This window comes from Ancylobacter sp. GW821-FHT10E12 (assembly GCF_058809335.1).
Genome location: NZ_JBXASN010000002.1, coordinates 41,299 through 64,401, shown reverse-complemented (window position 1 = coordinate 64,401; position 23,103 = coordinate 41,299). Strand labels below are relative to the sequence as shown.

The window sequence follows — 23,103 nt, the reverse complement described above, 5'->3', positions numbered from 1 at the left end:
GGGTGCTGCGTCACCTATAACCGCCGTCGTCGCGTCTCCTGTCCTGGGCGGCGCGGGTCCTTTTCAGCACGATAGCGTCTGTCGGTTCTGCGTTTGCGGGCCTGGACCCATCGGGCACGCAAACGGGAGTTGGCACGACATGCCGTGGAAGAACCAGAGCGGCGGACCATGGGGTGGTGGTCCGCGTGGTCCCTGGGGCAGTGGCCCGCAATCCTCGGGTCCGAACTCTCCCGATCTCGAAGACCTGATCCGCCGCGGGCAGGAGAAGCTGCGCACCGTGGTGCCCGGCGGCTTCGGCAGCGGCAAGGGCGTGCTGGCCGTCGTCGCGATCGCCATCGTGGTGTGGCTGCTCTCCGGCTTCTACCGGGTCGAGCCCGACGAGCAGGGCGTGGTGCTTCGGTTCGGCAAGTTCGTCTCGACCTCCAATCCCGGCCTGAACTACCACCTGCCCTATCCGATCGAGACGGTGCTGACCCCGCAGGTCACCCGCGTCAACCGAATCGATATCGGCATCCGTTCGGGCGACGACCCGCGCCGCGGCGCCGCCATGCGCGACGTGTCGGAAGAGAGCCTGATGCTGACCGGCGACGAGAACATCGTCGATGTCGACTTCGCGGTGTTCTGGATGGTGAAGCCCGCCGCCGCCGGCTCGACCGAGGATATCGGCGCGGCGAACTTCCTGTTCAACGTCCAGAACCCGGAAGGCACCATCAAGGCGGTGGCGGAAAGCGCCATGCGCGAGGTGGTCGGCCGCACCAACATCCAGCCGATCCTCACCGGCGCCCGCCAGGGCATCGAGCAGGCCGTGCACGAGCTGATGCAGAGGACGCTGGATTCCTACCAGTCCGGCGTGATGGTCACCCAGGTGCAGCTGCAGAAGGTGGATCCGCCGCAGCAGGTCATCGACGCCTTCCGCGACGTCCAGGCCGCCCGTGCCGACGCCGAGCGCCTGCAGAACGAGGCGCAGGCCTATGCCAACCGCGTCGTTCCCGAGGCGCGCGGCGATTCGGCCCGCATCACCCAGGGCGCGCAGGGCTACAAGGAGCGCGCCATCATCGAGGCGCGCGGCCAGGCCTCGCGCTTCCTCAGCGTGCTCGCCGAATACCAGAAGGCGCCGGACGTCACCCGCCAGCGCCTCTATCTCGAAACCATGGAACGCATCTTCGCCGGCATGGACAAGGTGATCCTCGATACCCCGGCCAACGGCGCCGGCGGCGGCGTGGTACCCTACCTGCCGCTCAGCGCTCTCGAACCCCGCCCGTCCACTCCGGCCGCGCAGGGAGCCGCGAAATGAAGAACATCTTTGGCCTCGTCCTTGCCGTCGCCGTCGCGGTGGTCGCCATCGTGCTGTTCTCGGCGCTGTTCAGCGTCTACCAGACCCAGCAGGCGCTGGTGCTTCGCTTCGGCGAGCCCATCCGCGTCATCGAGCAGCCCGGCCTCAACGCCAAGATCCCGCTGGTCGACAGCGTGATCCTGCTCGACAAGCGCATCCTCGACCTCGAGAACCCCTCGCAGGAAGTGATCGCCTCCGACCAGAAGCGCCTCGTGGTCGACGCCTTCGCCCGCTACCGCATCACCAACCCGCTGCGCTTCTACCAGGCGGTGGGCACGGTGGAGGCCGCCAATTCGCGGCTCGCCACCATCCTCAACTCGTCGCTGCGCCGGGTGCTCGGCGAATCCACCTTCATCCAGGTGGTGCGCGACGAGCGCGAGGTGCTGATGGGCCGCATCCGCGACCAGGTGAACCGCGAGGCGGCGAATTTCGGCATCAGCGTCATCGACGTGCGCATCCGCCGCGCCGACCTGCCGGAAGCCAACAGCCAGGCGGTGTTCCAGCGCATGCAGACCGAGCGCCAGCGCGAAGCCTCGGAAATCCGCGCCCAGGGCGCCGAGCAGGCGCAGACCATCCGCGCCCGCGCCGACCGCGATTCGACCATCATCGTCGCGGAAGCCAACGCCACCGCCGACAAGCTGCGCGGCGAGGGCGAGGCCGAGCGCAACCAGATCTTCGCCGGCGCCTATCAGCAGGACAGGGGCTTCTTCGACTTCTACCGGTCGATGCAGGCCTACGAGGCGTCTATGAAGAGCGGCGACACAAGGATGGTGATGTCGCCGACCTCGGACTTCTTCCGCTTCTTCAACGCCCCCACCCCGGCGGCGCCGGCTGCCGCAGCTCCGGCTGCCGCCGCCCCCGCCCAGCCTGCGAACTGAGAACGCGCGACGATGTCCGACCTCATCGTCGCGCTCGGCCTCGTGCTGGTCATCGAGGGATTGATGCTGGCGGCCGCTCCCGGCGCGGTGCGCCGGGCCATGGAGGCCATGGAGCGCCTGCCGGACATGCCGATGCGGATGGCCGGCCTCGCCGGTGCCGTCATCGGCATCCTCATCGTCTGGTTCATCCGCGGCTGACGTCTCGTAGCGGACGCGGCCGCCGCCGCGCCCGGCAACCTTCCGGCCCAGCCGCCCGACCCGTCCGGTCCCCGAGGCGTGGGGTCCGGGGTCGCCCGCCTCCCGCCTTCCCGCTTCCGGCTCGCGCGGTTTTGGCTTGCATCGCGCCGCCCCCCGGTTAAGCGTTTGCCCAAAGCACGTCGATCCGGCGCCCCAGGCGCCGGGTCCGACGCACCGGGACGCGAAGGAGGCACCATGTCCGCACCCCATCGAGGCGCCGCTCTCTCCCGCCTGTCGCGCGGCGGACCGCTCGCGGCGATACTGGGCCTCGCGCTGATGTTCGCCGCCCCCGGCCCGGCCGGCGCGGCGGCCACCAAGGGGCCGGACACCGTCGCCGATACCGCCGAGCGGGTGATGGACGCGGTGGTGAACATCTCCACCTCGCAGACGGTCGCCCCCTCGCGCGGGGTGCCGACGCCGGAACTGCCGCCCGGCTCGCCCTTCGAGGAGTTCTTCGAGGAATTCTTCAAGCGCCGCCAGCAGCAGGGCGAGGACAATGGCAAGCCGCGCCGCGTCTCCTCGCTGGGCTCCGGCTTCGTCATCGACGCCGCGGGCTTCATCGTCACCAACAACCACGTCATCGCCGACGCCGACGAGATCTACGCCAATTTCGCCGACGGCTCGCGGCTCAAGGCCGAGCTGGTCGGCCGCGACACCAAGGTCGACATCGCGCTGCTCAAGGTGACGCCGTCGGCGGACAAGCCGCTGGTCGCGGTGAAGTTCGGCGATTCCGACAAGCTGCGCGTCGGCGACTGGGTGATGGCGATCGGCAACCCGTTCGGCCTCGGCGGCACGCTCACGGTCGGCGTCATCTCGGCCCGCAACCGCGACATCAACAGCGGCCCCTACGACAATTTCCTGCAGACCGACGCCGCCATCAATCGCGGCAATTCCGGCGGCCCGCTGTTCGACATGGACGGCAACGTCATCGGCATCAACACCGCCATCATCTCGCCCTCCGGCGGCTCGATCGGCATCGGCTTCGCGGTGCCGGCCAACACGGCGATGCCGGTCGTCGCCCAGCTCAAGGAATTCGGCGAGATGCGGCGCGGCTGGATCGGCGTGCGCATCCAGCAGGTCACCGACGAGATCGCCGAGAGCCTGTCGCTCGGCCGGCCGCGCGGCGCGCTGGTCGGCTCGGTCAACGATGACGGCCCGGCGGCCAAGGGCGGCATCAAGGCCGGCGACGTCATCGTCAGCTTCGACGGCAAGCCGGTGAAGGACATGCGCTCGCTGCCGATCGTCGTCGCCGACACCCCGGTCGACAAGCAGGTCGACGTGGTGGTGGTCCGCAAGGGCAAGGAAGAGACGCTGAAGCTCACCGTCGGCCGGCTCGACGAGAGCGAGAAGGTTGCGGAAGCCAGCGACACGCCGCCGCCGGAAAAGCTCACGCCGAGCGCTCCCACCACCAAGCTGATGGGCCTCGAAATCGCCGAGATGACGCCGGACCTGCGCACCAAGTTCAAGATCAAGGACGAGGTGAAGGGCGTGGTGATCGTCGCGGTGGAGCCGAACTCGCCCGCCGCCGATCGCGGCCTCGCGGCCGGCAACGTCATCAGCGAGATCAATCAGGAAGCCGCCGCCACGCCGAAGGATGTGGAGAACCGCATCGCGGCGCTGAAGAAGGACGGCCGGCGCTCGGCGCTGCTGATGGTCTCCGATCCGCAGGGCCAGGTGCGCTTCACCGCGCTGCCGATCGACTGAGCCGGGCCCTCGCGGCGGCCTTGATCGGGCCGCCGCGGAAACCCGCCGTCGGACGGGACGTGCGACACAAGCGCCCGCCGGCGTCATGGGATGGATGAGGATGCCTGCGCGGCGCGCACCATCAGAGAGCGGCGCGTTTCGCGGCGAAGAGCGCCCTCAGGGCTTTTTCGGCGGTGGCGGCGGCGCCGTGCCGGGCTGCGCCGCCGGCTTCTGGTCGCCCTCGGTCAGCTGCACCGTCCAGCTCTTCTGCTCCTGGGTGTCGATCTCGAAGAAGCCGGTGCGGTCGAAGCCGCGCGCCAGGCAGTTCTCGATGCCGCGAATGGTGAATTCCTTGTCGCGGGTGCACATGAAGGCCTTGCCGGCCCATTCCCCGCCCTGGTCGTAATCCACCGCATAGACGTAATAGAAGCGGGCGACGAGGTCGCCGCGCAGCAGGGTCTCGCAGCTGCGCGGCGCGAGGTTCCACCAGCCCTCGGTGGCCCAGGCCTCGCCGTCCTTGTAGCCGACGGCGATGCCGACGCGGCTGCCGGAACGGTTGCACAAGCGGAAATCCGCCGCCGCCGGCACCGGCATCAGCGTCGCGAGCAGCGGCATGGCGGCCAGCGCGGCGAGTGCCAGCCGCCGGCCCCGATGCAACGGGCGCCGGCGCGGCAACTCAGGGGTCGACGAGAACGGCACGGAAATCATTGACGTTGGTGCAGGTGGGTCCCGGCGTCAGCAGGTCGCCGATCTTCTCGAAGAAACCGGTCGAATCGTTATTGGCGAGAAAGGCGGCGGGATCGAGACCGGCCGCCGCCGCGCGCACCAGCGTATCCGGCATCACATAGGCGCCGGCCGGGTCGGTGGCGTCGCCGCCGCCGCCATCGGTGCCGTCGGTGTCGCCGGCCACCGCGTAGATCGAGGTCTCGCCGCCCAGCGCGGTGGCGAGCGCCAGCGCGAATTCCTGGTTGGGACCGCCACGGCCCTGGCCGCGCATGGTGACGGTGAGCTCGCCGCCCGACATCAGCACCGCCTTGCGGCCGGCCGCCTTCAGCGCCTTGGCCTCCGTCGCCTGCGCCGCCGCGACCTCGCGAGCCTCGCCTTCGAGATTGTCGCCGAGCAGCACCGGCTCGTAGCCGGCCTCGCGCACCAGCCTCTCGGTGGCGACGAAGGAATCCGCCGGCCGGGAGATCATTTTATATTCGGCATTGGCGAAGGCCGGATCGCCGGGCTTGGGCGATTCGTTGGCGCTGTCGCGCAGGGCGACCGCAACCGAGGGCGGCGGATCGATGCGGTAGCGCGCCAGCACGTCGCGCGCCTCGGCCAGCGTCGAGGGATCCGGCACCGTGGGGCCGGAGCCGATCACCGCCGGGTCGTCGCCCGGCACGTCCGAGATCGACAGCGTGACCACATGCGCCGGCTGCGCCAGCGCGGCGAGCCGGCCGCCCTTGATGCGCGACAGGTGCTTTCGCACCGTGTTGATCTCGGTGATGTTGGCGCCGGAGCGCAGCAGCGCGCGGGTGAGCGCCCGCTTGTCGTCGAGCTCGACGCCATAGGCCGGGGCGATCCAGTTGGCCGAGGCGCCGCCCGAGAGCAGCACCACCACGAGGTCGCCGGCGGTCGCCGCGGCGGCGAGGTCGAGCGCCTTCTGCGCGCCGGCAAGGCCGGCGGCGTCCGGCACCGGGTGGCCGGCCTCGACCATTTCCAGCAGCCGGGTCGGCCGCCCGTAGCCGTGGCGGGCGACGCCGATACCGGCAAGCCGCGCCGGATCGAAGCCGAGCGTATCGAGATAATGCGCCTCGGCCACTTCCAGCATCGAGCCGGCGGCCTTGCCGGCGGCGAGCAGGATCAGCCGGCCGGTGGCGGGCGGCGGCGGCAGCGCCGGCGGAAGGCAGGTGGAGGGATGGGCTGCGGCCACCGCCGCGGAGAACAGCCTGTCGAGAAACGCGCGTGCCGATCCGTCCGTCATTTCAACCCCTGCTACCGCCTCGTCGGGCTGTGATTCCTGCATGCGGGCGCCGGTCGAATCCGGTTTCCGCGCGACGCGAAACGGGCGTATTCCTATGGCACCTGAGGCCGCGCGTCACTATCCTGACGCCGCTTTCGTAGCATAAGGGACAATATGCGCCGGCTGACCAACCCCGATGGACAATCGGTCGCGCAGGCGGATGCGGCCGGGCAGGCCACAGCCGACTTCCCCCCCGTCGAGCGCATCGACGGCGCCGTCGAGACCGGGCTGATCCTGCTCTGCGATCACGCCTCGAACGCCCTGCCGGCGGAATATGGCACGCTCGGCCTGCCGCTCTCCGAGCTGCAGCGCCATATCGGCTACGACATCGGCGCGGCCGGCGTCACGCGGGCGCTGGCAAGCGCGCTCGGCTGCCCGGCGGTGCTGTCGCATTTCTCCCGGCTGCTCATCGATCCCAATCGCGGCGAGGACGACCCGACGCTGGTGATGCGGCTGTCCGACGGCGCCATCGTGCCCGGCAACCGGCACGCCGACGAGGCCGAGATCGCCTACCGGCTCGACCGCTTCCACCGCCCCTACCACCACGCCGTCGCCGCCGAGATCGCCCGCGCCCGCGCCGCCGGCGTGGTGCCGGCGATCTTCTCGGTGCACAGCTTCACCCCGGTATGGCGCGGCGTCCCGCGCCCCTGGCACGTCGCGCTGCTCTGGGACGCCGACCCGCGCTTCGCCCGCCCGCTGATCGACGGCCTGGAGGCGCAGGGCGACCTGATCGTCGGCGACAACGAGCCCTATGACGGCGCGCTGGAGGGCGACTGCCTCTATCGCCACGCCACCATTGCCGGCCTCGCCAATGTGCTGATCGAGATCCGCCAGGACCTCATCGGCGACCTCGCCGGGCAGATCACCTGGGCCGACCGGCTGGCGAGCCTGCTGCCCGGCATCCTCAAGGCACCGGAACTGCACGAGCGCCGCTTCTTCGGCTCGCGCACCGGGCCGGTGCCGCCCTTCGACGCCCCCGAACTGACAGCCGCCTGACGGCGGCGGGAGGAAGACATGGCCGACAAGATCACCGCCCTCAGCGCCCCCACCCGCACCGAGCTGGAAGCCGCCGCCTTCCGCCGCCTCGTCGCGCATCTGCGCGAGCGCACCGACGTGCAGAACATCGACCTGATGAATCTCGCCGGCTTCTGCCGCAACTGCCTGTCGAACTGGTATCTCGAGGCCGCGCAGGAACGCGGCCTGCCGGTGACCAGGGACGAGAGCCGCGAGATCGTCTACGGCATGCCCTACGAGGAGTGGAAGGCGCGCCACCAGAGCGAGGCCAGCCCGCAGCAGAATGCCGCCTTCAAGGGCCCCGGCCACTGACCGCCGCCTCACGGGCCTGGCCTCGCGAATCGCGCCTCGCAAACCGGGCTCCATGAAACTGGCCCTGTGAACGACGGTGGATAGCGGGCGTAGCGCCCCGGCGCGAAACCCGCCGAACTTGACGCGGGCGGCCGCTTGCGTTCCTCATCGCCGCCCGAATTTTTGATCCTGACGAGCCGGGTCCCGCCGGCCGGAGAGCCTATGTCCGATATTCCGAACGAAGAACCCATGTCCGACGCTGCCGCCGGCTTCGCCAAGGAGCAGCTGAAATCCTTCATCGAGCGCATCGAGCGTCTCGAGGAGGAGAAGAAGACCATTGCCGAAGACATCAAGGACGTCTTCGCCGAGGCCAAGGGCACCGGCTTCGACGTCAAGGCGCTGCGCGAGATCCTGAAGATCCGCAAGCAGGATGCCGACCAGCGCGCCGAGCACGAGGCGATCGTCGACCTCTACATGCAGGCGCTGGGCATGCTCGCCTGAACAGGCGGCGGCGGGGCTTCGGCCCCGCCTCGCCTCCCGCGAGGCATCGGCTCCGCCTCCCGGCCCTGGGGCCGGCGGGCGATCAGTGCCTGCGACGGATCACAACTTGCGGGCGATCGGCGCCGGGCCGTCCATGACCGCGACGACCGGCACCGCGACCACCGCCGCGCCGCTGAAGCGGGTGGTGGTGAGGCCGCTGGAACCGTCCTTGCCGAAGCCGGCGGCGACCACCTGCCGCGGCGGCGCGACGAAGGCGGCGAAGCGGCGCAGTTCCGGCGTGCGCATTACCACATGCGCCGCCACCGTCGGGCTGGAGAACAGCCGGCGGATTTCATCCTGCATCTCGGCGGAATAGGCGCTGGCCGGCTTCGGCGGCTGGGCGGCAACGGCGCGCGCCGGTCCCTGCAAGGCGGCGGACGTCACGCCCGGCGCATTGACGCCGGGCAGCTGAACCGCCTGCGGCGCGCGGCCCGGCTGCAGCCGGTCGGAGGGGAACAGCCCGGTGGTCGCCGAGGCATAGGCGAGCGCCGGGCCATCGCCGCCATTATTGCCGACGATGAGCTCGGGCAGCCGCCCGGCCTGCTGCGGCCGCGCCGCCGGCAGCGGCACGCCGATCGGCCCGGCCGAGGCGACGGTGATGGTACCGGCCTTTGGCGCGTCGCCCGGCCGGGCGGCCGGCAGCGGCACGGAGGCCGAGGCGAGAGCCTGCGCCGGAGCGGCGACCGCGAAGGGAATGGTGGCGGGAGCCTCGGGCGGCGGCGGCGCGACGGGCTGGGCCGCGCGCGCCAGCGGCGCCGGCTGCGGCAACGGGATATCGGCCGGCTCGGCGGAAGCGACGGCGACCGGCGCAGCGGCGGGCGGAGCCGCCGGAGCGGGAGCGGAAGGCTTCGCGGAGGCCACCGCCGCCGGGGCGGCGCCCTCGTCGTCGTCGTCGCCACCATCCTTGCCGAACAGCGCCGCGAACAGGTTCTTGGTCTTGCCGGCCGGCCTCGCCGCGCTGCCGGCGAAGGCGGCACTCACGGCACCCGGCTCGGAACCGTGGCTCTCCACCTCGGCCAGGGCCAGCGCATAGCCCGGCATCGGCTTGCCGTCCGTGGGGATGTGCACGGTCTTGCCGTCCGGGAACACGCGGGCGAGCTCGGGCCGGGTCATGCGCGGCCAGTGCCGCACGCCGCCGGTGTCGAGATGCACGAAGGGCGAGCCGGAGGTCGGGTAGAAGCCGACGCCGCCGCGCTGGAGGCGCAGCCCCGCCTCGCGGATCTTGGCGAGCGGCACGCCGGGGATGAAGAAGTCCATCGCCTTGCCGCGCATGTGCATGCTGGTCTGGGCGACGCCGCGCGAGCGGGCGCGCAGCATGGCGTTGGTCTCGGGAGAACGGTAGCCGCCGATCACCTGGATCGGCTGGGTGGCGTCGGTCTCGCGATAGACCTCCCAGATGATGTCGAACAGCTGCGGGTCCATGTTGGTCGGCTCCTTGCGGCGCCAATCCTGCAACAGGACGTTGAGCTGCTTCAGCGCGGCCGGGTCGTAGCGGCCGTTCCTCTTGAAGGTGACGGTGGCGCTCTCGCCCGAATGGACGTGATGCAGCGAGATCGTGCGGGTATCGCCGTTGGCCACGGCGTCCTGCAGCATGTCGGTGCCGCCCAAGGTCACGAGACCCGCCAGGGCCGCGGCCTTCAGGACACGATGCGATCGGAGGTTTTGAAAGCGATGATGAATGCGCACGAACCCTCAACCCGATAAGCGAACGTTTCCTTGAGACGAACCGGCACGGCTGCCGGTTCGGACATGGTGAACATAGTCTTGTCAGGTTTGGTTAAGGGCGCGTTACGGCCCAACCCCCACACTCATTGCGTCTCTGGCTAAAAAGAGACTGTGGCGAAAGAGTGCCGCACAAACAAATTCACGTCAATCAGTGACGCGGCGCAGCATTTTTCTGCCCACCGTGCCGAATAGATCACAGTATTACCGTCGATATCCACAGGTCAGCGCCGGCGCGGCGCCGTGCCGCGGTCGGCCACCTGCGCGCTGCCGCCAATGCCGAGAATCGCCTTGGTGGCGGCGTTCAGGCCGTAGAGATCCTCGCGGGTCACCAGCCGGCCGTCGCCGTCGACATAGGTGTTGAAATAGGCGAGATGCACCGGGAAGCGCTGCTTCAGGTTCAGGTATTTCTCCTTGCCGCCGATCAGCTTGGAGATGCGCTGCTGCGACCAGCCCTCGCCCGGCAGGCCGAGGCCGAACAGCACCTCGGCGAATTTCATCGGCTCGAACACGCGCACGCAGCCATGGCTCAGGGCGCGCCGGTCGCGGGCGAACAGCGAGCGATTCGGCGTGTCGTGCAAATAGACCGAGTGCTTGTTCGGGAACATGAACTTCATGTTGCCGAGCGCATTGCGCTCGCCGGGGGGCTGGCGGAAGGAATAGCCCTGCGAGCCGCGGCTCCAGTTCACCGTGCCGGGATCGACGATGCGCCCGTTGCGCACCACGTCGATGCCCTGCCGTTCCAGCGCATAGGGATCGGCCTGCAGCTTGGGCAGCATCTCGTTGCGGATGATGCCGGGCGGCACGTTCCACGACGGGTTGAACACCGCGTATTGCATGTCCTCGGTCAACAGCGGCGTCTGGTTCTCCGGCTTGCCGACGATCACCCGCGTCTCGTGGATGGCCTGCTCGTTCACCACCACCCGGACCATGTATTCCGGGATGTTGACGATGACATAGACCGGCGCGACCTGATGCGGCAGCCAGCGCCAGCGCTCCATGTTGGCGGTGACGTCGGCGAGGCGGTCGTCGCCCATGTCGTTCATCGCCGCCAGCGTCGCCGGCCCGATGACGCCGTCGGGGCGTTCGCCGGCGGAATTCTGGAAGGCGCGCACCGCCTCGACCAGCGCCGGCGAATACAGGACGTCCTCCGGCGCGCCGGGCACGCCCAGCCGGGCGCGCAGCAGCGGCACGCGGGGATCGCGATCGCCCGGCCGCAGCGTCGGCCCGGCCGGCACCGGCGCCAGCGCCACGCCGCGCCGCTCCGATTGCAGGCCGGCGAGTTGCTGCTTCAGCAGCCGGTATTCGTCATATTGCGGCGCGTAGGAGGCGAGCACCGCGCGCGGGTTCGGCGCCCCCGTCACCTCGGCCAGCACCGCATTCGCGTCGGGCACGCTGGGGCTGGGGTCGATATTGTCGGAAATCCGCTTGGGATCGAAGCGGCCGCTCTGCACATGCCGCGCATAGAGCAGCAGCGTCGCCGCCACCCGCAATTCCGCATTGGCGAGTTCGGCGTCGCTGGAGGTGGCGGAGATGGCCGGCACCTCGTAGTCGGCCGGCTGCAACCCGTCCTGCCAGGAGGCGGCGAATTGCTGCAGCGCGGTGACGCCGAGCGACGACCAGGCGTGGCCGGCGGTGAAGACCGGCTGGTACTGGCGCGCGGCATAGAAGCCGGCAAGCGCCTGCTGCTCGCCGGCGCGCGCCGAAAAGCGCGGCAGCTGGCCGGCGACCAGCTCGCCGATGCGCGCGGCGACCGCCGAGGGCGCCGCCTGCTCGGTGGCCGAGGCGGCGGTGGCGGCGCCCGGCGTCGAGGCGCCGGGATGCGCCGCGCCCGGCGTGGCATCGCCCGGAACCGGGGAGCCGGCGCCGACGGCCGGTGCCGAGGCGCCACCGATGCCGCCGGGAGCCGGCATGACGAGGGTCGGCGTCGCCGGCTGCGGCTGCGGGATCGCCGCCGGCTGCACCGCCGGAAGCGGGGTTGGCGCGCTGACGGCCGGCGCGCCCGGGACCAGCGGGCTCCTCGCGGCCGGCGGCTGCGCCACGGGCTCGGGCTGCGCCGGCGGGCGGCTGCGAGCCTCGTTGATGTCGAAAGGTGCCGGATCGTCATGGAGCGAGGCGAGCAGCGCCGCGCCCTGCCCGGCCGAATTCATGCCGGCGGCCTGCGGGTCGAACGCCGACACCACGTCGCCGGTGCCCTTGCCGGCCGGCTCGCGCCATGCCGGCATTCCCGACAGATCCCTGCCCGACACATCCTTGCCCGACATCTCGAAGACGGGCATTTCCTGCGCCATGGCACGCGAAGCGGCCAGCAGGCCGGCATGGCCGCTCAGCCCGACCCACAGGGCGGTTCCCGCCAGCAAGGTGCACGCCATCGCCGCGAGGCGGGGCTTCGCGCTGCCACCCATATGCCCGGACATCATACTCTCCGCTCCATCGCCGCCGCCTTGACCGATCGATAGGGGCGAGACGGCCCCTGTTCTGCGCCAATGCCGATACCGTTCAACTCACAAACCCGACAAAAAGATCAATGCGCCGAAGCCGTCGCCTCGGTGCCACATCGGATCGACCGGAACGGGCATGTGCGCGACACTCTGGCAAGGCGCGGTAAAGGCGGTGTTAAGCATGATCGCGCCGGCCGCGAGGCCCTGCGTTTTCCCGCCCGCGCGCCGCTTTCGACAGGCCGCGCGGGACGATATCGCGTAAGCCCTTGCCGCACGGGGGCGGATTCCTATAATCCGCGCCTTCTTTTTCCGGGGAAGGGCCTGCAATGACCGCCTTGACGACCGCCGAGACGTCGAACGTCGATTTGCGGCCGATCGCCATCATCATGGGCAGCCAGTCCGATTGGGACACCATGCGCCATGCCGCGCAGACGCTGGACGAGCTCGGCGTGCCGCATGACTGCCGCATCGTCTCCGCCCACCGCACCCCCGAGCGCATGTTCGACTTCGCCAGGGGCGCCAGGGCGGCCGGCTACAAGGCGATCATCGCCGGGGCCGGCGGCGCCGCGCATCTGCCCGGCATGGTCGCCGCGCTCACCCCGCTGCCGGTTTTCGGCGTGCCGGTGGAATCCAAGGCGATGTCCGGCCTCGACAGCCTCTATTCCATCGTGCAGATGCCGGCCGGCATCCCGGTCGGCACGCTCGCCATCGGCAAGGCCGGGGCGACCAATGCCGCGCTGATCGCCGTCGCCGTACTGGCGCTCAGCGACGCGGCGCTGGCGGCAAGGCTCGACGCCTGGCGCGCCGCCCGCACCGCCGCCGTCACCGATGGGCCGATCTGATGCTGAAGCCCGGTTCCACCATCGGCATTCTCGGCGGCGGCCAGCTCGCCCGCATGATCGCGCTGGCCGCCGCCCCGCTGGGGCTGAAGGCGCATATCTATGCCCCGGAGGACGGCAGCCCGGCCTTCCAGGTGGCGGACGCCCACACGCTCGCCGCCTATGACGACGAGGCGGCGCTGGAGCGCTTCGCCCGCGCGGTCGACGTCGTGACCTACGAATTCGAGAACGTGCCGGTCGCCACCGCCGCGCATATCGCCCGCTTCGCGCCGGTGCATCCGGGCGCCAAGGCGCTCGGCATCACCCAGGATCGGCTGGCCGAGAAAAGCTTCATCAGCGGCCTCGGCATCGAGGTCGCCCCCTTTGCCGCGGTCGACGACGAGGCCGGACTGGAAGCGTCGCTCGCGACGATCGGCCGGCCGGCGGTGCTGAAGACCCGGCGCTTCGGCTATGACGGCAAGGGCCAGGTAATGATCCGCGAGGGCGAGGCCGCCGCCGGGGCCTTCGCCGCCATCGGCCGCCATCCCGCGATCCTGGAGGGCTTCGTGCCGTTCGAGCGCGAGGTCTCGGTGGTTGCCGCCCGCGCCCTCGACGGCACGGTGGCCGCCTATGAGGTGACCGAGAACGAGCACCGCCATCACATCCTGCACCGCTCCACCGTGCCGGCCGGGCTCGGCGACGCCTCGGTGGCGGCGGCCGGCGACATCGCCCGCCGCATCGGCGACGCGCTGGACTATGTCGGCGTGTTCGCGGTGGAGCTGTTCGTGGTCGGCACCGGCGCGCAGGAGCGGCTGGTGGTCAACGAGATCGCCCCGCGCGTGCACAATTCCGGCCATTGGACGCTGGGCGGCGCCCGCACCAGCCAGTTCGAGCAGCATGTGCGCGCCATTGCCGGCTGGCCGCTCGGCGCGGCGGAGCGGCTCGGCGCCCGCGTCGAGATGACCAATCTCATCGGCGACGAGGCCGGGAGCTGGCACGCCCTGCTCGCCGAGCCGGGCGCCATGCTCAGCCTCTACGGCAAGGCCGAGGCCCGGCCGGGCCGCAAGATGGGCCACGTCACCCGCGTCTTCGCGGAGTGACACCCCCCAATCCCACCCGCGTCTTCGCGGCGTGACGCGCCTGGCCGTTTCACCCGCGCCGTCGCCGGATAGGCTGCCGGCGCAGGCGACCGCTCACGAAGACGTGCGGCGCCGTGCCGATATGATGGCGGCCTCGCCTGCGTAGCTGTAGCGTCCGTCCATCGACATGCAGCGAGCCGCCATGCCCTTTCTTCGCGAACGTTCCGGCGCCAAAGGCCCCGCCTATAAATGGAGCCCGGAAAAGATCGGCGCCTTCCTCCTCGTCCTGCTGCCCTTCGCGCTGCTGGCCGTGCGCATCGCGCGCGGCGACCTCGCCGGCGGCGGCAATCCGTTCGGCGCCGGGGCGCCGGGTCTCGATGCATCGGGATTGGGCGGCGGCGCCGCGGGCGGGCTCGGCGGCGGGCCGGCGCTCGGCGCCCGGCCGCTGGTGGAGACGCTGCGCTTCCTCGGCGACTGGGCGGTGCGGCTGCTGCTGGTCACGCTGGTCGTCACCCCGGCACGACGGCTGTTCAACTGGCCGAAGCTGCTGGCCGCCCGCCGCACCCTCGGGCTCGGCGCCGCGGCGCTGGTATTCACCCATTTCGGGCTCTACTGCATCGACATGGGCTCGCTGTCGGTGGTCGCGCGCGAGATCGTGCTGCGCATCTACCTCACCATCGGCTTCGTCGCGCTCGTCGGCCTGATCGCGCTGTCGGCCACCTCCTGGGACGGCGCGGTCGCCCGCCTCGGCGCCGAGCGCTGGACCAGGCTGCACCGCCTCGCCTACCCGATCACCGCGCTCGCCATCCTGCATTTCTTCATGCAGCAGAAGCTCGACGTCACCGAGCCGACGCTGATGGCCGGCCTGTTCCTGTGGCTGATGGGCTGGCGGGTAGTGCAGCGCCGCGGGCGCGGCACCGGGCTGGCCCCGCTCGTGCTGCTTGCCGCCGCCGCCGGCCTCGGCACCGCGCTGCTGGAGGCCGGCTGGTATCTCGCCGCCACCGGCATCGACCCGGTGCGGGTGCTGAGCGCCAATCTCGCCTTCGCCTATTCCGTTCGCCCGGCCTGGTGGGTGTTCGGCCTCGGCGTCGCGGTGGCGCTGGCGAGCGAGGTGGTCCTGCGCCTGCGTCCCCTCCCCGTGCGCCGCGCCGCACGGGCCTGAACCCGACGGAATGTCCGATGACCGAAACCCGCCCGCCGCTGCCGCCCTTCACCCGCGAGACCGCCATCCAGAAGGTGCGCGGCGCCGAGGATGGCTGGAACTCCTGCGATCCCGCGCGGGTCTCGCAGGTCTATACGCCCGACAGCCAATGGCGGAACCGGGCGGAATTCATCACCGGGCGGGAGGAGATCGTCGCCTTCCTGACCCGCAAATGGGCGAAGGAGCTCGACTACCGGCTGATCAAGGAATTGTGGGCCTTCACGGAGGACCGCATCGCCGTGCGCTTCGCCTATGAATGGCACGACGATTCCGGCAGCTGGTTCCGCTCCTATGGCAACGAGAACTGGGAATTCACCGAGAACGGGCTGATGCGGCGGCGCCATGCCTCGATCAACGACCTGCCGATCAGGGAGGCCGAGCGCAAGTTCCACTGGGACCGGAGCGGCCCACGCCCGGCCGGCCATCCCGGCCTGTCCGACCTCGGGCTCTGACCCGGCCTAGCCGACGCACGCCTTGAGCGCCGCCGCGGCTTCCGCCGGCGTCAGCCGGGCGAAGCCGTCGATCTGGTGGCGGAACCAGGTCTCCTGCCGCTTGGCATAGCGGCTTGTATCGCCGATGCCGCCCTCGATCGCCGCCTCCAGCCCGATCTCGCCGGCGAGATGCCGCGTGAGCCACGGCACGCCATGCGCCTTCAGGATGGTGCGGTCCGCCGGCAGGCCGCGCGCCGTCAGGCGCCGCACCTCGTCCAGCGCGCCAAGGTCCATCATCGCCCGGAACCGCGTGGCGATGCGCTCGCGCAAGGCGGTGCGGTCGGTGGCGAGGAACACGCCGAACGCCTCGTCCGGCGCCAGCACCGGCGGCGTCATCGCCTCGTCCTGCCACGCCGCCAGCGGCCGTCCCGTCGCCTCGAACACCTCGATCGCGCGGGTGAGGCGCTGGGTGTCGCTCGGCCGCAGCCGTGCCGCGGTCAGCGGGTCGAGGCGCGAGAGCCGCTCATGCAGCGCGCCCGCGTCCTCGGCGCGCCCGCGCACCCGCGCCTTCACCGCTTCCGGCACCGGCGGCATCGGCGACAGACCCCGGAGCAGGGCCTTGAAATAAAGCCCGGTGCCGCCGACCAGGATCGGCAGCCGCCCCTGCGCCTGCGTCTCGGCGATGACGGCTCGCGCGTCCTCCACCCAATGGGCGACGGAATAATCCGCCGCGCCGTCGACATGGCCGTAGAGAACATGCGGCGCGCGGGCCTCCTCCTCCGGCGTCGGGCGGGCGGAGAGCACGCGCAGGTCGGCATAGACCTGCATCGAATCGGCGTTGACCACCACGCCGCCCATCCGCTCGGCGAGATCGAGCGCCAGCGCCGACTTGCCGCTCGCCGTCGGCCCTGCGATAAGCACCGCGCGATATCGGGGGGGACTGCTCCCGCCGGTGTCGTCCACGTCGATCTCCCTGAACGCCGGTCGCGGCGCCTCCTCCGCCTTTTTGCCCGGCGCCGGCCCGCCGGCAACCCATTTTCCGAGCGAACAGCCGTCGAGTTTCCCATGCCGAGCCACTACGCCGTCCTCGTCGCCAATCCCGCCGCCCCCGCGCTCGACGCCGCGCTGATCGCGCAGGTCGCCGCACGCCTGCCGGGCGCGCAGGCGCCGCGCATCCTCGCGCAGGGGATCGCCGCCGAGATCGGCTTCGACGGCACCGCCGATATCGAGGCCTTGCGCGCCGCGCTCGCTCCCGCCCCGGTCGACGTCGCGCTGGTGCCGGCGGAAGGACGCCGCAAGAAGCTGTTCCTCGCCGACATGGATTCCACCATGATCGGCCAGGAATGCATCGACGAGCTCGCCGATTTCGCCGGCATGAAGGAGCATGTCTCCGCCATCACCGAGCGGGCCATGCGCGGGGAGATCGCCTTCGAGCCGGCCTTGCGCGAGCGGGTGGCGCTGCTGAAGGGCCTGCCCGCCGGCGTCGTCGACGAGGTGATCGCGCAGCGCATCCGCCTGACCCCCGGCGGCACCGAGCTGGTGCGCACCATGCGGGCGAACGGCGCCCATACGCTGCTGGTTTCCGGCGGCTTCACCCTGTTCACCGCCCGCATCGCCGCCGCCATCGGCTTCCATGCCGACCGCGCCAACGAGCTGATCGTCGAGGATGGCAGCTTCGCCGGCCGCGTCGCCGAGCCCATTCTCGGCCGCGAGGCCAAGCTCGCCGCGCTGATCGAGAGCCGCGACGCGCTCGGCCTGGCACCGCACCAGACCATGGCGGTCGGCGACGGCGCCAACGACCTCGCCATGCTGGGCGAGGCCGGGCTGGGCGTCGCCTACCACGCCAAGCCGGCGGTGGCGGCGGTGGCGGCGGTGCGCATCGACCATGCCGACCTCACCGCGCTGCTCTATCTCCAAGGCTACGCGCGCGACGAATTCGTGACCGCCTGAGCCCCGCCCGGTCCTCGGGCAAGGACCGCTATCGCGGCTCGGGCAAAACCGCTATCCCGACTAGGGCGCCAGCGGCGGCTGCAGGATCGGGTTGAGCAGCGCATCCGGCGGGATCTCCACCGGCGGCGGCAAGGGCGGAGCCGGCGAGCCGGGGGCCATCATGAAATTCGGCACCGGGGCTGGCCGCTGCGCCTGCTGCGGCGTGCGGCGCGGAACCGACAAGGGTGCGGACGACGAGATCGGCGCGGCTTGGGGGAGCGGCGCCATCAGCGGCAGTGGCGCGGCTTGGGGCGGCGGCGCGGCTTGAGGCGATGGCGACAGTGCCGGATCGGTCGGCGCGTCGGTGGCGTGGCCGGCATTGGTCAGCGGCGTGCGGCCATATTCCGCCTCCAGCCGCCGGGTCTCGCGCTCCAGCGCCCGCATGTTGATCGCCGCCGACAGCGCGGTCACGTCGGTGCGCCGCTCCGGCGCATTCAGCGCCCCGCTCCAGCGGATGGCGGCGGCCGGGACCGCCGCCGTGCCGGCCTTGGCCACGTCCTCGACCTCCAGCAGCGCCTCGAAGCCGAGGCTGGCCAGGTCCAGACTGCCGGACAGCGCGAAGCGCTGGTCGTCGATGGCGAGCCGCGCCACCCCGCTGCGCGCCACCCCGCCGACCAGGCCGAGCGTGGTCTCGGCGCGCGGCAGCTTGAGCGGCCCGCGCGTCAGCCCTTCCTCGAACAGCTGCGTGATCCGGCGCGGCTCCGGCGGCAGGCCGCGCTCGGTGGCCAGCATCGCGTATTGCAGCGCCGCCGGAGACGTCGCGGCGACCTCCAGCCGGTCGATGGCGAGGCTGCCCTGCCCGGCGAGGCTGGCGGCCAGCGCCTTCGGAGAGGTTCCGGCGCCGGTGAAGTCGAGGGCCATGTCGATGGTGCCCTGCGCCATCGGCCGGGCGACGCCGGCCGCCCTGAGCAGCGGTGCCGAAGGGGCCTCCTTCAGGGTGAGGCTGCCGGTGGCCTGCACCTTGGTTCCGTTGCGGGAAAGCTCCAGCCGGCCGGCAAGCTGGCCGCCGGCGAGCGCGCCGCCGAATTCGTCGATCGCCAGCGAGCCCCCGGCGAGGCGCGCGCGCAGCTTGGCGCCTTCGAGGGTCTGCCCGCCGGGCAGGTCCAGCCGCGCGATGTCGAGGCGCAATCGCCCGGCCGCCTTGGCCAGCGGCGCCGGGCCGAAGCCGCCGGACGGCCACAGCCCGTCGCCGGCCGGGCGGCCGGTCACCAGCCCGAGCGCGGTGGCGAGCGTCCAGCTCGGCAATGTCAGCTCGGCCTCGATCGGCTCCGGCGTGCCGGGGCGATAGAGCACCCGCCCGTCGAGCGAGGTGCCGGCGATGCTGCCGTTGAGGCCGGCGAAGCTATAGGCGTCGCCCTGCCTGGTGAGGCGGGCGGCGAGCGAGGCCGGCAGCGTCCGCGTGCCGCCGGCGGCGAGGTCGGGCAGCAGCCGGGCGAGATCGGCTCCCTCCAGCTTCACCGCGAGATCGGGCGCCAGGGTGCCGTCCTCCGCCCTCGTGAGCGCGCCGTCGGCCGACAGGCGGGCGCCGGCAAAGGCCAGCGTCGCGGCGATGCCGGGCTTGGCCGCGAGCTCCAGCCGCGCCGGGCCGAGCCTCCCCCGCACGCCCGGCACGCCGAGCCGGGCGAGGAAGGCGCTGCCATCGGCGATGTCGAGCGCGAGGGAACCGGTCGTCGCGGATCCGGCCGCCGCATCCATGCCGCCGAAAGCCATCTGGCCCTTGCCGGCATAGGCGCCGAGCCGGCCCTCGGCAGATACGTCCATGCGCCCGCCGGTGGAGGCGAGCGTCACGTCGGCATTCACCGGCGCGAGGTCCGGGCCGAGCCTGCCGAGCAGCGCCGCCACCGTCTCGAAGCCGCCGAGCCGGGCCAGCGCCGCGAGCCCGTCGGCCCGGCTGCCGGTCAGCGTGGCGCGGAAACGCCCGTCCGGGTCGCCCAGCGCCGCCACCTTGCCGGCACCCTTAAGGTCGAGCCCGCCGAATCCGGCCAGCGCCAGCCGCTCGATATCGATGCCCTGCGCGCCCGAGGTCAGCGCGACATCGATGCCCGTCGCATCGACGCCGCCGATCCGCACCGCGCGGCCGGAAAAGGTGAGGCCGAGGTCGAGCGCCGCGCCGCTCGCCGCCATCAGCCGGCGTGCCGGCACCAGCAGCGCGTCGAGATCGACACCCTGCCCGCTGAGCGCCGCATCCACCCGCCCGCGTCGGTCGGTGGCGGGAAAGGCGTAGGAGCCGACGCCGGTCAACGTCAGCCCGCCGGCGGCCAGCGTCATCGCCGAGAGCTCGACCTTCTCGGGGCCGAGCTTCACCGCGGCGTCGAGCCTGGCCGCGCCCGCCGGCAGCCCGGCGGTGAAATTCACCGCTTGCGGCACCGCCCAGGCGACGAAGGCCGGCAGATCGTCGGCGCTCGCCGCCACCTGCCCGGCGAACAGCGTCGGATCGCCGCCGGCCGCGCCCGGCACCGTGCCGGCGAGGCGGGCACGCGCGCCGCCGGGCAGCTTCGCCTCCAGCGTGCGCACCGCCCAGCCGCCGCCGGACCAGTCGAGCCCGGCCTTCACCTCGCGCATCGCCGCGCCGGACAGCAGCACCGTGTCGGCGGCGAGGTCGAGCGTGCCGATGGTGGTCACCCCGGCCAGCGGCGCGACGGCGCGCGCCATCTCGTCGAGGGCGGCGAGCGGCGCCACCCCGCCGGTGGCGGCGTTGAGATCGATCTGGCGGGCGGCGAGGCTGAGCTCCAGCCGCGAGGTCGCCGGCTTGCCCTGTGTCGCCGGCGTGCCGGAGAGCCGCCCGCTGCCGGCGAGTTGCACCGGCCGCTCGGCGGAACCCAGCGCCAGCGTCAGGTCCTTCGCCTCCAGCGCCGCCGGCGTGGCGGCCACCATGGCGCTGAGGCTCCAGCCGGACAGCGGCGAGGCGCCGTCGGCAAGGGCGGAATCCGAGCCGCGCAGGGCGGGCGCCGGCGCGCCCTGCCGGGCCGGCGGCGTGGTCGACAGGCTGGCCTTGCCCTCGAAGGCCGGCTTGCCCCCGGCGAGCTTCAGGCTTCCGTCGGCATCGATCAGGAAGGGCGAATCCACCTGCTGCAGCGACAGCCGCATCTTGGAGGCGCCATCGGCGCCGAAGCCGGCGAGGCCGAGCCTGAGCCGCTGCCGCGCCCCGGCCGCCGTCACCTCGCCGTCGAGCTTCAGCGGGCCGATCAGGCTGACCAGCGAGCCGGTGGCGACGATGTCGTCGAGCCGCAGCATGCGCCCGCTCGCCCGGTCGATCAGGTCGAGCCGGCCGCCGCGCAGGGTGAAGGCGGCGATGCCGAGATCGGCCGGCGCGCCGGCGCCGGTCGGCAGCGCCACCTTGCCGGTGCCGTCGAGCACCAGCCGGCCGCGCGGCTCGTGGAGGGTGAGGTTCTGCACGGCGATGTGCCCGCGCATCAGGTCGCCGAGCGCCACCGTGGCGGCAAGCTCGCGTATGGCAAGGCCGGTGCCCCCGGCATCGACGCCGATCGACACGTCGCGCAGCACCACCGCCGGCGTCGGCAGCAGCCGCGCCTCGATCGGCCCGCGAATGAGCACCGGCGCGCCCACCACCCGCGCCGCCTGCGCCTCGAAGGTCGACCGCCATTGCGTCCAGTCGACCACGTACGGCGCGGCGAAGGCGGCGGCGATCGCCAGGATCACGACGCCTGCGATGGTGAGCAGGAAATTCTGCACCCGGTTCCTCCGCGATCGGCGAGCGCGGCGCCGTCCCGCACGAGGCGGGCACGGCTGGCCGCCGATAGTCTTAGATGATTGATGTTATTTGCATTCTCCCCGCCGATGCAACAGCGCCATGGCGGCGCGGTGTCCGGGTGGGAGCTAGGGTAGTATCTTGCCGGGATTCATGATGCCCTGCGGGTCCAGCGCCTGCTTGATCGCCCGCATGGCGTCGAGCGTTCCCGCCCCGTGCTCGGCCTCCATATATTTGCGCTTTCCCTGGCCGACGCCGTGCTCGCCGGTGGCGGTGCCGCCCATGGCCAACGAGCGTTTCACCATGCGGGAGATGAAATCCTGCGCCTTCGCCACGTCCTGCGGGTCGTCCATCATGACCAGGGTGACGGTGTGGAAATTGCCGTCGCCGACATGGCCGACGATCGGCGCCACCATGCCCATCTCCTCGATGTCGCGCTTGGTCTCGTCGACGCATTCGGCCAGCCGCGAGATCGGCACGCACACGTCGGTCGCCAGCGCCTTGGCGCCCGGGCGCATCGGCAGGCAGGCCCAATAGGCATCGTGCCGCGCCTGCCACAGCTTCGAGCGGTCTTCCGGCCGCGTCGCCCAGCGGAACGCGCCGCCGCCGAATTCGGCGGCGATCTCGCCGAAGCGCTCGGCCTGCTCGTGCACGCCGGCCTCGGTGCCGTGGAACTCGACGAACAGGGTCGGCTGCTCGGCGAGGTCGAGCTTGGAATAGGCGTTGCACGCCTTCACCTGCACCTCGTCCAGCAATTCGATGCGCGCCACCGGCAGCCCGCTCTGGATGGTGGCGATGGTGGTGTCGCAGGCGGCGCGGATGGTGGGGAACGGGCATATGCCGGCGGAGATCGCCTCCGGCTGGCCGGAAAGCTTCAGCGTCAGCCGCGTGATGACGCCGAGCGTGCCCTCGGCACCGATGAACAGCCGCGTGAGGTCGTAGCCGGCCGCCGACTTGCGGGCGCGGCGCGCGGTGGTGATCACCTCGCCATTGGCCAGCACGGCGTTCAGCGACAGCACATTGTCCTTCATGGTGCCGTAGCGCACCGCATTGGTGCCGGAGGCGCGGGTGGAAGCCATGCCGCCCAGCGAGGCGTCGGCGCCGGGATCGATGGGAAAGAACAGGCCGATATCGCGCAGATGCTCGTTGAGCTGCTTGCGGGTGACGCCGGGCTCCACCACGCAGTCGAGGTCTTCCATGTTCACCGCCAGGACGCGGTTCATGCGCGACAGGTCGATGGAAATGCCGCCCTTCGGCGCATTGACCTGCCCCTCCAGCGAGGAGCCGGCGCCGAAGGGGACCACCGGCACGCCATGGGCGGCGCAGGTGCGCACGATAATTTGAACCTCGTCCTCGCTCTCGGCGAACACCACCGCGTCCGGGGCCTCGCAGGCGAGCCAGGTGATGGAATTGGCATGCTGCTCGCGGATCGCCCGGCCGGTGGCGAGGCGGTCGCCGAAGTGCTTCGAAAGGCTGGCGATTGTCGCCGCCGCTGCCGCGTCGGCCTCCCGGCTTTCCACGGTTTCGTCCATCGCCTCGGCCATGCCTGCCTCCTGCTCGTCCTGCCCTTCGACGCTGCGTGCGCCCGACGCTTATACCCTCTGCGCGCCGGGAGCGAGGGCATCGACAGCGCCTGATTCGCACGGCCTTCGGCAAATACCCCGGAAACACACGATTTCCGCCCTTCAAACGCCACTTCGGCAGGTGACGATTGCTTGGAAAGTCGGCA

General features: G+C 71.5%; 19 protein-coding genes. 12 read left to right on the top strand and 7 right to left on the bottom strand.

Annotated features, from left to right (window positions below):
- Positions 1-139: 139 nt before the first annotated feature.
- The 4 genes from hflK (at position 140) to AC1RU4_RS02640 (ending at position 4,152) form a co-directional block, all read left to right on the top strand.
- Positions 140-1,294 carry an FtsH protease activity modulator HflK gene (hflK, locus tag AC1RU4_RS02655; RefSeq protein ID WP_492889468.1) on the top strand — a complete coding sequence of 385 codons (1,155 nt, stop codon included), beginning with the start codon at positions 140-142 and terminating at the stop codon, positions 1,292-1,294.
- Positions 1,291-2,211 carry a protease modulator HflC gene (gene hflC, locus AC1RU4_RS02650; RefSeq protein ID WP_492889467.1) on the top strand — a complete coding sequence of 307 codons (921 nt, stop codon included), beginning with the start codon at positions 1,291-1,293 and terminating at the stop codon, positions 2,209-2,211. The genes hflK and hflC overlap by 4 nt, the downstream gene beginning before the upstream one ends.
- A 12-nt stretch (positions 2,212-2,223) precedes the next feature.
- Positions 2,224-2,409 (top strand): DUF2065 domain-containing protein, encoded by a 186-nt coding sequence (locus tag AC1RU4_RS02645; protein WP_492889466.1) that lies wholly within the window; start codon positions 2,224-2,226, stop codon positions 2,407-2,409.
- 234 nt (positions 2,410-2,643) lie between these two features.
- Positions 2,644-4,152, top strand: a complete 1,509-nt coding sequence (locus AC1RU4_RS02640; protein ID WP_492889465.1) for a Do family serine endopeptidase — start codon at positions 2,644-2,646, stop codon at positions 4,150-4,152.
- 156 nt (positions 4,153-4,308) lie between these two features.
- Here AC1RU4_RS02640 and AC1RU4_RS02635 read toward each other — a convergent pair whose 3' ends face one another.
- Both AC1RU4_RS02635 and AC1RU4_RS02630 read right to left on the bottom strand, forming a co-directional pair.
- Complete coding sequence (locus tag AC1RU4_RS02635) at positions 4,309-4,839, bottom strand: DUF1036 domain-containing protein (protein WP_492889464.1); 531 nt, start codon at positions 4,837-4,839, stop codon at positions 4,309-4,311.
- Positions 4,808-6,100 carry a glycerate kinase type-2 family protein gene (locus AC1RU4_RS02630; protein ID WP_492889463.1) on the bottom strand — a complete coding sequence of 431 codons (1,293 nt, stop codon included), beginning with the start codon at positions 6,098-6,100 and terminating at the stop codon, positions 4,808-4,810. Before AC1RU4_RS02630 ends, AC1RU4_RS02635 begins: the two co-directional genes overlap by 32 nt.
- Before the next feature lie 153 nt (positions 6,101-6,253).
- Here AC1RU4_RS02630 and AC1RU4_RS02625 point away from each other — a divergent pair, with 153 nt between their 5' ends.
- The 3 genes from AC1RU4_RS02625 (at position 6,254) to AC1RU4_RS02615 (ending at position 7,945) form a co-directional block, all read left to right on the top strand.
- On the top strand, positions 6,254-7,135 hold the full coding sequence (locus AC1RU4_RS02625; protein WP_492889461.1) for an N-formylglutamate amidohydrolase: 882 nt from the start codon (positions 6,254-6,256) through the stop codon (positions 7,133-7,135).
- A 30-nt stretch (positions 7,136-7,165) separates the two neighbouring features.
- Complete coding sequence (locus tag AC1RU4_RS02620; RefSeq protein WP_492889759.1) at positions 7,166-7,465, top strand: DUF1244 domain-containing protein; 300 nt, start codon at positions 7,166-7,168, stop codon at positions 7,463-7,465.
- 228 nt (positions 7,466-7,693) lie between these two features.
- Positions 7,694-7,945 carry a DUF2312 domain-containing protein gene (locus AC1RU4_RS02615; RefSeq protein ID WP_492889460.1) on the top strand — a complete coding sequence of 84 codons (252 nt, stop codon included), beginning with the start codon at positions 7,694-7,696 and terminating at the stop codon, positions 7,943-7,945.
- Positions 7,946-8,044: 99 nt separating this feature from the next.
- On the opposite strand, the gene AC1RU4_RS02610 is transcribed toward AC1RU4_RS02615, so the two are convergent.
- On the bottom strand, positions 8,045-9,577 hold the full coding sequence (locus AC1RU4_RS02610; RefSeq protein ID WP_492889459.1) for a peptidoglycan L,D-endopeptidase MepK: 1,533 nt from the start codon (positions 9,575-9,577) through the stop codon (positions 8,045-8,047).
- A gap of 353 nt (positions 9,578-9,930) precedes the next feature.
- Positions 9,931-12,123, bottom strand: a complete 2,193-nt coding sequence (locus AC1RU4_RS02605) for a L,D-transpeptidase family protein (RefSeq protein ID WP_492889458.1) — start codon at positions 12,121-12,123, stop codon at positions 9,931-9,933.
- Positions 12,124-12,473: 350 nt separating this feature from the next.
- Here AC1RU4_RS02605 and purE point away from each other — a divergent pair, with 350 nt between their 5' ends.
- The 4 genes from purE to AC1RU4_RS02585 all read left to right on the top strand — a co-directional run bounded on the left by purE (position 12,474) and on the right by AC1RU4_RS02585 (position 15,697).
- Positions 12,474-12,989 carry a 5-(carboxyamino)imidazole ribonucleotide mutase gene (gene purE, locus AC1RU4_RS02600; protein ID WP_492889457.1) on the top strand — a complete coding sequence of 172 codons (516 nt, stop codon included), beginning with the start codon at positions 12,474-12,476 and terminating at the stop codon, positions 12,987-12,989.
- On the top strand, positions 12,989-14,065 hold the full coding sequence (locus tag AC1RU4_RS02595; protein ID WP_492889456.1) for a 5-(carboxyamino)imidazole ribonucleotide synthase: 1,077 nt from the start codon (positions 12,989-12,991) through the stop codon (positions 14,063-14,065). The genes purE and AC1RU4_RS02595 overlap by 1 nt, the downstream gene beginning before the upstream one ends.
- Positions 14,066-14,246: 181 nt before the next feature.
- A complete protein-coding gene (locus AC1RU4_RS02590; protein ID WP_492889455.1) occupies positions 14,247-15,206 on the top strand; it encodes a protein-methionine-sulfoxide reductase heme-binding subunit MsrQ in 960 nt (319 codons plus the stop codon).
- A 17-nt stretch (positions 15,207-15,223) separates the two neighbouring features.
- Positions 15,224-15,697, top strand: a complete 474-nt coding sequence (locus AC1RU4_RS02585) for a nuclear transport factor 2 family protein (protein ID WP_492889454.1) — start codon at positions 15,224-15,226, stop codon at positions 15,695-15,697.
- A gap of 6 nt (positions 15,698-15,703) precedes the next feature.
- Here the strand turns inward: AC1RU4_RS02585 and miaA are convergent, their stop codons facing one another.
- Positions 15,704-16,639, bottom strand: a complete 936-nt coding sequence (gene miaA / locus AC1RU4_RS02580) for a tRNA (adenosine(37)-N6)-dimethylallyltransferase MiaA (protein WP_492889453.1) — start codon at positions 16,637-16,639, stop codon at positions 15,704-15,706.
- Between the two features lie 102 nt (positions 16,640-16,741).
- Here miaA and serB point away from each other — a divergent pair, with 102 nt between their 5' ends.
- On the top strand, positions 16,742-17,626 hold the full coding sequence (gene serB / locus AC1RU4_RS02575; protein ID WP_492889452.1) for a phosphoserine phosphatase SerB: 885 nt from the start codon (positions 16,742-16,744) through the stop codon (positions 17,624-17,626).
- Positions 17,627-17,686: 60 nt separating this feature from the next.
- Here serB and AC1RU4_RS02570 read toward each other — a convergent pair whose 3' ends face one another.
- On the bottom strand, positions 17,687-21,358 hold the full coding sequence (locus tag AC1RU4_RS02570) for an AsmA family protein (RefSeq protein ID WP_492889451.1): 3,672 nt from the start codon (positions 21,356-21,358) through the stop codon (positions 17,687-17,689).
- 144 nt (positions 21,359-21,502) lie between these two features.
- The gene (locus AC1RU4_RS02565) at positions 21,503-22,906 is read right to left on the bottom strand and encodes an FAD-binding oxidoreductase (RefSeq protein WP_492889758.1); all 1,404 of its coding nucleotides are present in this window, start codon (positions 22,904-22,906) and stop codon (positions 21,503-21,505) included.
- Positions 22,907-23,103 lie beyond the last annotated feature (197 nt).

Coding starts and splice junctions, on each gene's coding strand:
- AC1RU4_RS02585 (WP_492889454.1), top strand. CDS start 15,224: ATGACCGAAACCCGCCCGCCGCTGCCGCCCTTCACCCGCGAGACCGCC.
- serB (WP_492889452.1), top strand. CDS start 16,742: ATGCCGAGCCACTACGCCGTCCTCGTCGCCAATCCCGCCGCCCCCGCG.
- hflK (WP_492889468.1), top strand. CDS start 140: ATGCCGTGGAAGAACCAGAGCGGCGGACCATGGGGTGGTGGTCCGCGT.
- AC1RU4_RS02605 (WP_492889458.1), bottom strand. CDS start 12,123: ATGTCCGGGCATATGGGTGGCAGCGCGAAGCCCCGCCTCGCGGCGATG.
- AC1RU4_RS02630 (WP_492889463.1), bottom strand. CDS start 6,100: ATGACGGACGGATCGGCACGCGCGTTTCTCGACAGGCTGTTCTCCGCG.
- AC1RU4_RS02640 (WP_492889465.1), top strand. CDS start 2,644: ATGTCCGCACCCCATCGAGGCGCCGCTCTCTCCCGCCTGTCGCGCGGC.
- purE (WP_492889457.1), top strand. CDS start 12,474: ATGACCGCCTTGACGACCGCCGAGACGTCGAACGTCGATTTGCGGCCG.
- AC1RU4_RS02625 (WP_492889461.1), top strand. CDS start 6,254: ATGCGCCGGCTGACCAACCCCGATGGACAATCGGTCGCGCAGGCGGAT.
- AC1RU4_RS02595 (WP_492889456.1), top strand. CDS start 12,989: ATGCTGAAGCCCGGTTCCACCATCGGCATTCTCGGCGGCGGCCAGCTC.
- AC1RU4_RS02610 (WP_492889459.1), bottom strand. CDS start 9,577: ATGCTGCAGGACGCCGTGGCCAACGGCGATACCCGCACGATCTCGCTG.
- AC1RU4_RS02645 (WP_492889466.1), top strand. CDS start 2,224: ATGTCCGACCTCATCGTCGCGCTCGGCCTCGTGCTGGTCATCGAGGGA.
- AC1RU4_RS02565 (WP_492889758.1), bottom strand. CDS start 22,906: ATGGACGAAACCGTGGAAAGCCGGGAGGCCGACGCGGCAGCGGCGGCG.
- hflC (WP_492889467.1), top strand. CDS start 1,291: ATGAAGAACATCTTTGGCCTCGTCCTTGCCGTCGCCGTCGCGGTGGTC.
- AC1RU4_RS02590 (WP_492889455.1), top strand. CDS start 14,247: ATGCCCTTTCTTCGCGAACGTTCCGGCGCCAAAGGCCCCGCCTATAAA.
- AC1RU4_RS02615 (WP_492889460.1), top strand. CDS start 7,694: ATGTCCGACGCTGCCGCCGGCTTCGCCAAGGAGCAGCTGAAATCCTTC.
- AC1RU4_RS02635 (WP_492889464.1), bottom strand. CDS start 4,839: ATGATTTCCGTGCCGTTCTCGTCGACCCCTGAGTTGCCGCGCCGGCGC.